This window comes from Streptomyces sp. NPDC090798, from assembly GCF_044768965.1.
GTDB lineage: Bacteria > Actinomycetota > Actinomycetes > Streptomycetales > Streptomycetaceae > Streptomyces.
This window is the reverse complement of the sequence record NZ_JBIVXA010000021.1, coordinates 19,890-31,990: the sequence shown is the minus strand read 5'-3', so window position 1 is coordinate 31,990 and position 12,101 is coordinate 19,890. Positions and strand designations below refer to the sequence as shown.

Annotated in this window: 9 protein-coding genes and 1 tRNA gene; 6 read left to right on the top strand and 4 right to left on the bottom strand. The window is 69.7% G+C overall.

All coding sequences use genetic code 11. The features are described 5' to 3' along the window. Positions 1-108: 108 nt before the first annotated feature. Genes ACIQTP_RS35040 through ACIQTP_RS35030 form a run of 3 tightly spaced genes read right to left on the bottom strand, consistent with a single transcriptional unit; the run spans position 109 to position 5,203 of the window. Positions 109-2,253 carry an acetate--CoA ligase family protein gene (locus tag ACIQTP_RS35040; RefSeq protein ID WP_403407598.1) on the bottom strand — a complete coding sequence of 715 codons (2,145 nt, stop codon included), beginning with the start codon at positions 2,251-2,253 and terminating at the stop codon, positions 109-111. 3 nt (positions 2,254-2,256) lie between these two features. Then, on the bottom strand, positions 2,257-3,507 hold the full coding sequence (gene frc, locus ACIQTP_RS35035) for a formyl-CoA transferase (protein WP_403407596.1): 1,251 nt from the start codon (positions 3,505-3,507) through the stop codon (positions 2,257-2,259). 10 nt (positions 3,508-3,517) lie between these two features. Further along, positions 3,518-5,203 carry a thiamine pyrophosphate-binding protein gene (locus ACIQTP_RS35030; protein ID WP_403407594.1) on the bottom strand — a complete coding sequence of 562 codons (1,686 nt, stop codon included), beginning with the start codon at positions 5,201-5,203 and terminating at the stop codon, positions 3,518-3,520. 180 nt (positions 5,204-5,383) lie between these two features. Here ACIQTP_RS35030 and sucC point away from each other — a divergent pair, with 180 nt between their 5' ends. The 3 genes from sucC (at position 5,384) to ACIQTP_RS35015 (ending at position 9,221) form a co-directional block, all read left to right on the top strand. Then, positions 5,384-6,514: an ADP-forming succinate--CoA ligase subunit beta gene (gene sucC, locus ACIQTP_RS35025; RefSeq protein WP_403407593.1), complete on the top strand. Its 1,131-nt coding sequence runs from the start codon at positions 5,384-5,386 to the stop codon at positions 6,512-6,514. A 14-nt stretch (positions 6,515-6,528) separates the two neighbouring features. After that, positions 6,529-7,428, top strand: coding sequence for a succinate--CoA ligase subunit alpha (gene sucD / locus ACIQTP_RS35020; protein WP_403407592.1), 900 nt, complete (start codon positions 6,529-6,531; stop codon positions 7,426-7,428). Between the two features lie 239 nt (positions 7,429-7,667). Continuing rightward, positions 7,668-9,221, top strand: a complete 1,554-nt coding sequence (locus ACIQTP_RS35015) for an aldehyde dehydrogenase family protein (RefSeq protein WP_403407590.1) — start codon at positions 7,668-7,670, stop codon at positions 9,219-9,221. A gap of 23 nt (positions 9,222-9,244) precedes the next feature. On the opposite strand, the gene ACIQTP_RS35010 is transcribed toward ACIQTP_RS35015, so the two are convergent. Further along, positions 9,245-10,189 (bottom strand): LLM class flavin-dependent oxidoreductase, encoded by a 945-nt coding sequence (locus tag ACIQTP_RS35010; RefSeq protein ID WP_403407588.1) that lies wholly within the window; start codon positions 10,187-10,189, stop codon positions 9,245-9,247. A 62-nt stretch (positions 10,190-10,251) separates the two neighbouring features. Between ACIQTP_RS35010 and ACIQTP_RS35005 the strand changes: the two genes are divergently transcribed. From ACIQTP_RS35005 to ACIQTP_RS34995, 3 genes are all read left to right on the top strand, one after another. Further along, positions 10,252-10,713 carry a MarR family winged helix-turn-helix transcriptional regulator gene (locus tag ACIQTP_RS35005; RefSeq protein ID WP_403407587.1) on the top strand — a complete coding sequence of 154 codons (462 nt, stop codon included), beginning with the start codon at positions 10,252-10,254 and terminating at the stop codon, positions 10,711-10,713. A gap of 208 nt (positions 10,714-10,921) precedes the next feature. Further along, positions 10,922-11,006, top strand: a tRNA-Leu gene (locus ACIQTP_RS35000). 637 nt (positions 11,007-11,643) lie between these two features. Beyond that, complete coding sequence (locus ACIQTP_RS34995) at positions 11,644-12,087, top strand: ANTAR domain-containing protein (RefSeq protein WP_403407585.1); 444 nt, start codon at positions 11,644-11,646, stop codon at positions 12,085-12,087. Positions 12,088-12,101: the final 14 nt, after the last annotated feature.

The window sequence follows — 12,101 nt, the reverse complement described above, 5'->3', positions numbered from 1 at the left end:
GTTGGCTATTAATGTTGTGCCCCCCCCCCCGTGTCAAATTGCTTTGGGTGGGGGCGGGGGGGGGGGGGGCGCCCCCCGCCCCCCGCCGCCCCCCCCCGCTGGTTCACCTCATGAACCGCCCCCCAACAGGTCCGCCGCCCGCGCCCAGCGATACTTCGCGCCGAGCACGGCCACCGGCTTCTCCGTCGTGTACGGGTACGCCACGACCCCCCGCTCGTACAGGTACTGGCACGCCTCCTCGACCTCGACGTCACCCGCGAGCGACGCCACCACGGGCTTCTCGATGCCGCGCTCACGGAACTCGGCCACCACGCGCGCGGTGAGCTCGGCGAAGACCATGGGAGGGGTCACGATGGTGTGCCAGTAGCCGAGGACGAGCGCGTGGATGCGCGGGTCCTCCAGGCCCAGCCGGATCGTCGCCTCGTACGTCGACGGCGGCTCGCCCCCGGTGATGTCCACCGGGTTGCCCGCGGCCCCGAAGGGCGGGATGAAGGCCCTGAAGGACGCGTCCAGGTCCGGCGGGATCTCCATCAGGGACAGGCCGTTGTCCGTCACCGCGTCGGACAGGAGCACACCGCTGCCGCCCGCGCCCGTGATGATGACGATGTTGTCGCCCTTGGGGGTGGGAAGCACCGGCAACGCGCGCGCGTACTCCAGCATTTCGTTCAGCCCGGGAGCCCGGATGACGCCTGCCTGCTTCAGGATGTCCTCGTACACGGCGTCGTCGCCCGCGAGCGCGCCGGTGTGCGAGCCGGCGGCCTTCGCCCCGGCTGCCGTACGCCCCGCCTTCAGGACGACGACCGGCTTCTTCGGGACCGTCGCGCGCGCCGCCTCCACGAAGGCGCGGCCGTCCTTCAGGTCCTCCAGGTGCATCGCGATGCACTGGGTGTGCGGGTCCTCACCGAACCAGGTGAGCAGGTCGTCCTCGTCGAGGTCCGACTTGTTGCCGAGCCCGACGATCGCGGAAACACCCGTCTTCGTAGTGCGCGCGAAGCCCAGGATGGCCATTCCTATGCCACCGGACTGCGAGGTGAGCGCGACGCCGCCCTTCACGTCGTACGGTGTGCAGAACGTGGCACACAGGTCCTGCCACGTCGAGTAGTAGCCGTAGATGTTCGGCCCGAGCAGCCGGACGCCGTGGCGCTCGGCGATGGCCACGATCTCGTCCTGGAGCTCGTGCTCGCCGGTCTCCGCGAACCCGGAGGGGATCAGTACGGCGTTGGGGATCCCCTTGCGTCCCACCTCCTCCAGGGCCGAGGCCACGAACTTGGCGGGGATCGCGAAGACCGCCACATCCACCTCACCGGGAACGTCGGTGACACTCTTGTACGCCTTGCGGCCCTGAATGTCATCGGCCTTGGGGTTCACCGGGTGGATCTCGCCGGCGAAGCCCCCGTCGACGAGGTTGCGCATGACCGAATTGCCGATCTTGCCCTGCTCGTTGGAGGCACCGATCACGGCCACGGACGAAGGCTCCATCAGCCGCCGCATCGACGTGAGGATCTCCTCGCGCGTGTACTTGCGCCGCTCCTTGGGGACCGATTCCGCGAGGATCACGCGGATGTCCGCGGCGACCGCGCCCTCCGGAGTGGCGATCACCGGGTTGAGGTCCACCTCGGCGATCTCGGGGAAGTCCGCGACGAGTTCGGAGACCCGGCGGATCTGCTCGGCGATCGCCCACCGGTCCACCGGTGCCGCGCCACGCACCCCGCGCAGGATCTCGGCCGCCCTGATCGAGTCCAGCATCGACAGCGCCTCGTCGGCGTCCACGGGGGCGAGCCGGAAGGTGACGTCCTTCAGGACCTCCACCAGCACCCCGCCGAGCCCGAAGGCGACGACCTTCCCGAAGGTCGGGTCGGTCACCGCGCCGACGATGACCTCCTGCCCCTGGGGGAGCAGTTCCTGGACCTGGACGCCCTCGATACGGGCCCGCGGGTCGTAGGCCCGCGCGTTCTCGACGATCTTGTGGAAGGCGGCGCGTACGCCCGCCGCGCCCTCCACGCCCACGATCACACCGCCGGCGTCGGTCTTGTGCAGGATGTCCGGCGAGACGATCTTCATCACGACGGGCCCGCCGAAGCGCGCCGCGTAGGCCACCGCCTCGTCGACGTCCGTCGCCAGTTCCTCGCCCGGTACGGCGATCGCGTACGCGTCGGCGATCACCTTTCCCTCGGGCGCGGTGAGCGCGGTCCGCCCCTCGGACCGCACGGCGTCGAGGAGCGTGCGCACCCTCAGTGTCCGGTCTTCGGCCATCACTCAGATCACTCCGTTCGACTTGAGCAGGCGCAGCTCCTCGTCGCCGAGGCCGAGCTCGCCGATGTAGACCTCTTCGTTGTGCTCGCCGAGCAGCGGCGAACTGGTCACGTCCACGGGGGAGTCGGAGAGCTTCAGCGGGCTGCCCACGGTCACGAACTCGCCCCGCTCGGGGTGCGGCACCCTCACGACCATGTCGTTGGCGACCAGCGAGTCGTCCTCGATGATCTCCTTGGTGGACAGGATCGGGCCGCACGGGATGTTGTGGGCGTTGAGCTTCTCCAGCACCTCCCACTTGGGGAGCGTGGCCGACCACTCCTCGATGAGCTGGAACATCTTGGTGAGCTGTGGCAGCCGGGCTTCCGGGGTCGCCCACTCGGGGTCGTCCGCCAGCTCCGGCCGTCCGATGAGCTCGGTGATCGGCTTCCAGCCGACGGGCTGCACGATGACGTACACGTAGTCGTTGGGGCCGCCCGGCGCGCACTTGACCGCCCAGCCCGGCTGGCCGCCGCCGGACGCGTTGCCGGAGCGGGGAACCTCGACGCCGAAGTCGTCGTTGGGATATTCAGCGAGCGGGCCATGTGTCAGTCGCTGCTGATCGCGCAACTTCACCCGGCAGAGGTTGAGCACGGCATGCTGCATGGCCACGTTGACCCGCTGCCCGCGCCCGGTGTTCTCCCGCTGGTACAGCGCCGCGAGAATCCCCGCCACGGCGTGCACGCCCGTGCCCGAGTCACCGATCTGGGCTCCCGTCGCCAGCGGCGGCCCGTCCTCGAAACCGGTGGTCGACATCGAGCCGCCCATGGCCTGCGCGACGACCTCGTACGCCTTGAAGTTGGTGTACGGGCCGTCCCCGAACCCCTTGATGGAGGCATAGACGATCCGCGGATTGATCTCCTGGATGCGGTCCCAGGTGAAGCCCATGCGGTCGACCGCGCCCGGTCCGAAGTTCTCGACCATGACGTCGGAGCGCCGGATCAGTTCGGTGAGGATCTCCTTGCCGCGCTCGGTCTTGGTGTTGAGGGTGATGCTCCGCTTGTTGCAGTTGAGCATCGTGAAGTAGAGGGAGTCGACGTCGGGGAGGTCGCGCAGTTGCTTGCGGGTGATGTCACCGGTCGGCGCCTCCAGCTTGACGACGTCCGCGCCCAGCCAGGCCAGCAGCTGCGTGGCGGAGGGACCCGACTGGACGTGCGTCATGTCGAGGACACGGACGCCTTCGAGAGCCTTGGTCGACGTTCCTGCGATCGGGGTCATCGGGGGCACCTCACTTGTACATCGTCTGGTTCATGGTTCCGGGGGCGTACGCGTCCGGGTCGACCCAGACGTTGATCAGCGACGGCTTGCCCGACTCCCGGGCGCGCTGGAGCGCCGGGCCGATGTCGGCGGGGTCGCGGACCTCCTCGCCGTAACCGCCCAGCATCTGCGCGAACTTGTCGTAGTGGACGTCGCCGAGGGTGTTGCCGACCCGCTCGCGCTCCAGGCCGTACTTCTGGGCCTGGCCGTAACGGATCTGGTTCATGGAGGAGTTGTTGCCGACGATGCCGACAAAGGGGAGGTCGTAGCGGACGAGGGTCTCGAAGTCCCAGCCGGTGAGGGAGAAGGCGCCGTCCCCGAACAGGGCGACGACCTCCTTGTCGGGCCGTGCCTGTTTGGCCGCGAGCACGAACGGGACGCCGACGCCGAGCGTGCCGAGCGGGCCCGGGTCCATCCAGTGCCCGGGTGACTTGGGCTGGACGACCTGCCCGGAGAAGGTGACGATGTCGCCGCCGTCCCCGATATAGATCGAGTCCTCGGTGAGGAAGTCGTTGATCTCGCTGACCAGGCGGTACGGGTGGATCGGCGAGGCGTCCGACTTCAGGCTGGGCAGCCGCTTCTCGAGGGCCGTCTGCTCGGCGGCCCGCAGCTCGTCCAGCCACTCCTTGCGCTTCGACGCGCCGCCGTTGACGCGCCCGGAGGCCGCCTCGGTCACCGACTTCAGGATCAGGCCCGCGTCGCCGACGATCCCGAGGTCGATGTCCCGGTTCTTGCCGACGGTCCGGTAGTCGAGGTCGATCTGCACGACGGTCGCGTCCGGGGAGAGGCGCTTGCCGTAGCCCATGCGGAAGTCGAAGGGCGTACCCACGATGACGATGACATCGGCGTTGGAGAAGGCGTACCGGCGCGAGAGCTGGAAGTGGTGCGGGTCCCCGGGCGGCAGCGTGCCGCGCCCCGCGCCGTTCATGTACGCCGGGATGTTGAGGGTGCGGACGAGCTCGATCGCGGACGTGGTGCCGCGCGTCGTCCATACCTGGCTGCCCAGCAGGATCGCGGGCTTCTCGGCGTGGACGAGGAGGTCGGCGAGCTTCTCGATCGCCTCGGGGTCACCGGCCGAGCGGGTCGAGGCCCGGTACTGGCCGGCGGCCGGGATCCGGGCCTTGTCCACCGGCACCTTGGCGTCCAGGACATCGCGCGGGATCTCCAGGAAGGAGGGGCCGGGCGCGCCGTGGTAGCACTCCCGGAACGCCATCGACACCATGTCGGCGGCGCGCGCCGTGTCCGGCACCGTCGCCGCGAACTTGGTGATCGGCGTCATCATGTCGACGTGCGGCAGGTCCTGCAGGGACCCCATCTTGTGCTGGGTGTGCGCCCCCTGGCCGCCGATGAGCAGCATGGGGGACTCGGCGCGGAAGGCGTTCGCGACGCCGGTCACGGCGTCGGTCGTACCGGGACCCGCCGTGACGACGGCGCATCCGGGCTTGCCGGTGATGCGTGCGTAGCCGTCGGCGGCGTGGGCGGCGACCTGCTCGTGACGGACGTCGACGACCTCTATGCCTTCGTCGACGCAGCCGTCGTAGATGTCGATGATGTGGCCGCCGCACAGGGTGTAGATGACCTCCACACCTTCTGCTTTGAGTGCCTTGGCGACCAGATGCCCACCGGAGATGGAGTCCTGGCTGATGTCGTCGGGCATGGCGAAGTCCTGTCCCTTCGTAGGGGGTTGGAACGCTCTCGCGGTACATTGCATACAGTCGACGAATACTGTATGAAGCTTGTTATCCCGCATCCGGTGGGTGGTGTCCAGGGGGCGTGCGGCACTTTTCGGGGGTCTGGGCGTCGCTCCCCGGACAGGCACAGCAGTCAGGAGCCGGTGATGGACCTGTACGAGCACCAGGCAAGGGAACTCTTCGAGGAACACGGCATCTTGGTGCCGAGGGCCGAGGTCACGGACTCGCCCAAGGAAGCACGCGCGATCGCCCGCCGGCTCGGTGGCCGAGTCGTCGTGAAAGCCCAGGTGAAGACCGGCGGACGCGGCAAGGCGGGCGGCGTCAAACTCGCCGCCGACCCGGCCGCCGCCGAGCTCACGGCACGTCAGATTCTCGGCTTGGACATCAAGGGCCACCGGGTCGGCAAGGTGATGCTGGCCCAACCGGTCGACATCGAGAGCGAGTTCTACGTCAGCTACGTCCTCGACCGTGCCGCCAGGCGCTTCCTCGCGATCGCGTCGGCCGAGGGCGGCATGGAGATCGAGGAGGTGGCCGCGAGCCGCCCGGAGGCGGTGGCGCGTGTCCCCATCGACCCGGCCGAGGGCGTCACCTCGGCGAAGGCGACCGAGATCGCCGAGGCCGCGGGGCTGCCCCCGGAGACCGTCGACGTTCTCGTACGCCTCTGGGGAGTGCTGACCCGCGAGGACGCCGTGCTCGTCGAGGTGAACCCCCTGGTACGCACCGCCCGGGGGCAGATCCTCGCCCTGGACGGCAAGGTCACCCTCGACGACAACGCCCGCTTCCGTCAGGCGCGTTGGGGTGAACAGGAGACCGTGCACGACGACCCCCTCGAGGCGGCGGCCGCTGCCAAGGGCCTCAACTACGTCAAACTGGATGGCGAGGTCGGCATCATCGGCAACGGCGCGGGCCTCGTCATGTCGACGCTCGACGTGGTCGCGGGCTGCGGCGCCCGCCCCGCCAACTTCCTGGACATCGGCGGCGGAGCCTCCGCCCAGATCATGGCCGACGGCCTCTCCGTGATCCTCTCCGACCCGGCCGTGAAATCCGTCCTCGTCAACGTCTTCGGCGGCATCACGGCCTGCGACGCGGTCGCCGACGGCATCGTGCGGGCGCTGGAGACCGTCCGGTTGACCAAACCCCTCGTGGTCCGCCTCGACGGCAACAACGCCGTCCGCGGCCGCGCCATCCTCGACGGCCGCGCGCACCCCCTGGTCCAGCAGGCCACCACCATGGACGACGCCGCACACCGCGCGGCCCGACTCGCCACCGCCGGCTGAAGGAGGAACAGGACATGGCCATCTTTCTCACCAAGGAGAGCAAGGTTCTCGTCCAGGGCATGACCGGCGGCGAGGGCATGAAGCACACCCGGCGGATGCTCGCCGCCGGCACGGACATCGTCGGCGGGGTCAACCCGCGCAAGGCGGGCCGGGCCGTCGACTTCGACGACCGGGCGGTGCCCGTCTTCGGCTCGGTGGGCGAGGGGATGGCGGCGACCGGCGCCGACGTCACCGTCGTGTTCGTACCGCCCGCGTTCGCCAAGGCGGCGGTGACCGAGGCCGCCGACGCGGGCATCGGGCTCGCCGTCGTCATCACCGAGGGCATCCCCGTCCACGACTCCGTCGCCTTCCACGCGTACGCCGCCACGAAGGGCACCCGCGTCATCGGCCCCAACTGCCCGGGCCTGATCACTCCGGGGCAGTCGAACGCGGGCATCATCCCCGCCGACATCACCAAGCCGGGGCGCATCGGCCTGGTGTCCAAGTCGGGCACGCTGACGTACCAACTCATGTACGAACTCCGCGACATCGGGTTCTCGACGTGCGTGGGTATCGGCGGCGACCCCGTCGTCGGCACCACCCACATCGACTGCCTGGCCGCGTTCCAGGACGACCCCGACACCGAACTCGTCGTCCTCATCGGCGAGATCGGGGGCGACGCCGAGGAACGGGCAGCCGCGTACGTCCGCGACCATGTCACCAAGCCCGTCGTCGCCTACATCGCCGGTTTCACCGCGCCCGAGGGCAAGACGATGGGCCACGCGGGCGCGATCGTCTCCGGCTCGTCGGGCACCGCACAGGCCAAGAGGGAGGCCCTCGAGGCGGCCGGAGTGCGGGTGGGCGGCACACCGACCGAGACGGCCAGGCTGGTGCTGACCCGGTTGGAATCGGAGCGTGTCGCCGCGCAGGGGTGAGATGAGACGTCACTCATAGTTGATGTGAGGTGACTGTCACGAGCGGAGCCTCCTCAGTACCTTCCTCCGTACGTACGCGACCACCCTTCGCGTACGAACCCTTCCCTCCGTGCGGACGCGACCACCGTCCTCCTCCGCACGGATGCGACCACTCCTCGTCCGGGCCCGTGCACCATGCGGCTCGGCAGGAGCCAGGCACCTCCCGCCCCCGACTGTGCACCGAGAGCGGAGACATCCGAATGGCATCCACCCTCAACACCCCCCTCGTCCTGAAGTCCGGTACGTCCTGGGCCGACGCCTGGCAGCGCTGCCTCACCGTCGCCCCCGAGGCGTTCCAGGAGGACCGCGTCCTCAATCTCTGGGACGCCTCCTGGCGGGCGGACGGCCGGGCACTGCCCGCCACCAGTCCGGTCGACGGAAGCCCCATCGCGGGCCCGCCCCGACTGAACGCCGCAACCGCTCACCAGGCTGTACGCGCCTCACTCGACCAGCACCGGGCCTGGCGCCACGTCCCGCTCGCCGAACGACGTGCGCGCGTCGCGGCCACTCTCGACGCCCTGACCGAGCACCGTGAACTGCTCGCCCTCCTCCTCGTGTGGGAGATCGGCAAGCCCTGGCGACTCGCTCAGGCCGACGTGGACCGGGCGATCGACGGCGTGCGCTGGTACGTCGACGGCATCGAACCCATGGTGGACGGCCGGGCTCCGCTCGAGGGGCCCGTGTCCAACATCGCGAGCTGGAACTACCCGATGAGCGTGCTCGTTCACGCAATGCTGGTACAGGCATTGGCAGGGAACGCGGTCATCGCCAAGACCCCGACCGACGGCGGCGTCGCCTGCCTCACCCTGGCCGGCGCGCTCGCCGCACGCGAAGGTATCCCCGTCACCCTCGTCAGCGGCAGCGGAGGCGAGCTGTCGGAGGCGCTGGTCCGCGCGCCCGAGATCGGCTGCGTCTCCTTCGTCGGCGGCCGTGACACGGGCGCCGCGGTGGCCACCGCCGTCGCCGACCTCGGCAAGCGGCATGTACTCGAACAGGAGGGACTCAACACCTGGGGCATCTGGAACCACACGGACTGGGACGCACTGACAGCCGTCATCCCCAAGCTCTTCGACTACGGCAAGCAGCGCTGCACCGCCTACCCGCGCTTCGTCGTCCAGCGCACGCTGTTCGACGAGTTCCTCGCCGCCTACCTCCCCGCCGTCCGCACCCTGCGAGTCGGTCACCCGCTGGCCGTCGAGCACCCCGAAGACCCCTACCCCGCGCTGGACTTCGGGCCCGTCATCAACGCGGCCAAGGCGAAGGAGCTGCATGACCAGGTGGCGGAGGCCATCGACCGCGGCGCCGTCCCGCTGCACCGCGGCAAGCTGACCGACGCACGCTTCCTGCCCGGCCAGGACACGGCGGCGTACGTCCAACCGGTCACGCTCCTGAATCCGCCGCCGTCCTCACCGCTGCACCACGCGGAGCCCTTCGGCCCGGTCGACACCATCGTCCTGGTCGACACCGAGGCGGAGCTGCTCGCCGCGATGAACGCCTCGAACGGCGCGCTCGTCGCCACGCTGTCCACGGACGACGAGGCGACGTACGCACGACTGGCCCCGCAGATCCGGGCGTTCAAGGTCGGCCGCGGCAAGCCCCGCTCCCGCGGCGACCGCGACGAGCTCTTCGGCGGCCTCGGCGCGTCCTGGCGCGGCGCCTTCGTCGGCGGCGAGCTGCTCGTGCGGGCCGTCACGCGGGGGCCGGCAGGGGAGCGGCTGCCGGGCAACTTCCCCGAGTACCAGCTCGTTCCGTGAGATGGGGGTGGGCGGTACCCGCGTCAGGGCGCCGCCCGCTCTCTCGGATCCTGCGGACTCCTGCGAACTCCTGCGATGATCTCGTCCACCAGCCAGCGGGCGACACCCGCTGGGTAGGGCTGGGGCAGACTGAGCACGACATGGTTCACCCCGATGCCGACGAGCTCGGCGACGGTGGCGCGGGTGGCGGCGGGATCGTCGTACGAGACGACGACCTGTACGGAACGGGTGATCTCACGCGGATCCCGTCCGATGTCCGCACAGTGCGCGTCCAGCACCCGACCGCGCTCGGCGACGAACTCGACGTCGTTGTGCGGCGGTCCGGGGATGTTCCAGATGTCGGCCTGCTCGGCGACGAGCCGTAGCAGCCGTGTCCCCCAGCCGCCGATCAGCAGGGGTGGGCCGGGGCGCTGCACCGGCTTGGGTTCGTTCCGCGTGCCCCGCAGCCGGTAGTAACGCCCCTCGAAGTCGAAGGGGTCGTCCTCCGTCCACATCCGGCGCAGGATCTCGACCGTCTCGCCGAGCCGGACGACCCCCTCGCCCGGCGGGACGAGGGAGAGCCCGTACGCCTCGTACTCGGCGATCGCCGGATTCTCGCCGGCGATCCCGCCCGCGTTGGGCGGCTGGTGGGTGCCGCCGACGCCGATGCCCATGACCAGCCGGCCGCCGGAGATGACGTCCACGGTCGAGGCGATCTTCCCGAGGACGGCGGGCGGGCGGATGCGGTTGCTGGTGACGAGGAGTCCGAGCCGCAGCCGCTCGGTCTGGGCGGCCAGGGCGCTGAGCAGCGTCCAACTCTCATGGATCTGGCCGTTCTTGGGACCGCGGAGCGGAAGCAGATGGTCCCAGAGCCAGGCGTCCTCGATCTCGGGCAGGGCGTCGGCCTCCTGCCAGACGCGGCGGAGGTCGTCGTAGGAGAGGTGCATGGGGGTGGTCTTGATACCGAAGCGCACACGGTGATCGCTCATATCGGTCAGCGTAGTAAATCATCAGCTGTACTGACAATCAGTCTTGGGTACAGTTTCCAGGCATGACCGGTGAGCGCCCTTCCGTACCTCCCGTGCCCCTCGAGTCCCGGCTCGGCTATCTGCTCAAGCACGCCCAGCAGCGGCTGGTGCGGGCGTCCGCGGAGGCGCTCGCGCCCTTCGGGATCGACGGCCATGAGCTTGCCGTGCTGGCGGTGCTGGCCGCCGAATACCCGTTGTCACAGGTCGAGGTGGCCGGACGGCTCGGCGTCGACCGCACCACGATGGTCGCGCTCGTCGACGGTCTGGAGGATCAGGGGCTGGTCGAGCGGCGCCGCAGTCCGCAGGACCGGCGCAAGAACATCGTGGAACTGACGTCCGCGGGCCGGGACTGCCTCGACCGGGCCGAGCGTGCGCGCCGAGCGATGGAGCGCCGTTTCCTCGCTCCGCTGGACGAGGAGGCGGCGGCCACGCTCGTACGGGCGCTGCAGATCCTGGTGGAGGGGGAGCGCCGGATCGCGGAGTGACGGTGCGGGTCCGGGACTCTTCGGCTCTCCGTACCGTAGACCCTCGGTGACGGTTGTTTCACCCACGGTAAGTCGCCGAGTGCCCCCTCGTTCGGCCTCGCGCAGCCACTCCCAGGACCCGGATATGCAGGTGAAAGGCACTCCGAAACCTTGGTATTGTTGTCCATGTCGCCGCGGGGAACACCCCCGGCCAGGCGGCAGACACCTAGTCCGGGTGGCGGAATGGCAGACGCGCTAGCTTGAGGTGCTAGTGCCCTTTATCGGGCGTGGGGGTTCAAGTCCCCCCTCGGACACAACAACAACATCAACATTGCCCCATGAGGCCCGTTTCACGGGCTGGGGAACCTGACACCCGTCTCCGGCTACTGGCCGGGCGCGGGTGTTCGTGGTTTCAGCGCTCTCTTGGTCTCCTCCCTCGGAACGACGTCGACGGAAGAGAGGCCGGCCAGCAGGCTCTCCGCCATACACCCCGGCGGGCTCCTGGAAGACACCAGCGTTCCCGGTGACCATGGGTGTTCTGGTCACCGCGTTGGTGGTGTTCGCCGTGGCCCCACCGAGGAGCCCCGGGGCCCGCGCATCGAACGCGTGGAGATCTAGGCCGTCGCCGCCGCGGCGGCGACGGCCGACACGCCCGGGCACTCCAACTGCGCCCGCCGCAGACCGTGGTGGACATTTCGGCGGAGAAGAACAGCACGCTGGTCATGCCGTTCCCGGCGGAAATGCTCCGCTCTTCGAGCACCAGAGCGGGGAGACCAACGGCGAAACCACCCCTGGGAGGGGAGCCGGGGGATCTGCGGGGGACGGCTGGACGTAGGAGAGATCTGGAGGCCGATCAGTGCCACGGTGCTGTCGGTGCTGGTCCTTCCCGTCGGGGGACGAACCGCCGCTAGGCTGGAGGAGCTTCAGCTCACGCTGGGGGAGGGGCCCTGCGTGGATGCGGCCGCGGAAGCCGGAGCGCGCGCGGTGTTCGCGCTTCCCTTGCGGATGGGCGCGATCAGCCCGGAAGTCCTGGACCTGTACGCCGACGTACCGACCGTGCTGGATACTGGGGAGCCGGCCGACGCGCCGGCGTTCGCCGAACTCGCGACACTGCTCCCGCTCGACGCGGGGATCGGGGGGACGGACGCGTCGTCCGGCGGGCCGTTGCCGGAGCGCGGCTTCGAGGACCTGGGCGCATGCCGTGCGGAGATCGACCAGGCCACCGGCATCCGCACCGTTCAGCTCGGTGTCGGTATCGACGAAGACTTGGTCCGGCTCCGCGCCTACGCCCCTCCGCGAGGGCGCCGGCTCGCCGACGTGGCCGCCGACGTGATGGACCACCGGCTCCGCTTCGCCCCGGACGCGGAACCCGAACGGCCCGACGAGGAAACCTGACGCACCAGTGCAAT

What these genes read in the sequence shown, in the direction of transcription:
- ACIQTP_RS35040 (WP_403407598.1), bottom strand. Translation starts at nt 2,253, where the DNA reads ATGGCCGAAGACCGGACACTGAGGGTGCGCACGCTCCTCGACGCCGTG.
- frc (WP_403407596.1), bottom strand. Translation starts at nt 3,507, where the DNA reads ATGACCCCGATCGCAGGAACGTCGACCAAGGCTCTCGAAGGCGTCCGT.
- ACIQTP_RS35030 (WP_403407594.1), bottom strand. Translation starts at nt 5,203, where the DNA reads ATGCCCGACGACATCAGCCAGGACTCCATCTCCGGTGGGCATCTGGTC.
- sucC (WP_403407593.1), top strand. Translation starts at nt 5,384, where the DNA reads ATGGACCTGTACGAGCACCAGGCAAGGGAACTCTTCGAGGAACACGGC.
- sucD (WP_403407592.1), top strand. Translation starts at nt 6,529, where the DNA reads ATGGCCATCTTTCTCACCAAGGAGAGCAAGGTTCTCGTCCAGGGCATG.
- ACIQTP_RS35015 (WP_403407590.1), top strand. Translation starts at nt 7,668, where the DNA reads ATGGCATCCACCCTCAACACCCCCCTCGTCCTGAAGTCCGGTACGTCC.
- ACIQTP_RS35010 (WP_403407588.1), bottom strand. Translation starts at nt 10,189, where the DNA reads ATGAGCGATCACCGTGTGCGCTTCGGTATCAAGACCACCCCCATGCAC.
- ACIQTP_RS35005 (WP_403407587.1), top strand. Translation starts at nt 10,252, where the DNA reads ATGACCGGTGAGCGCCCTTCCGTACCTCCCGTGCCCCTCGAGTCCCGG.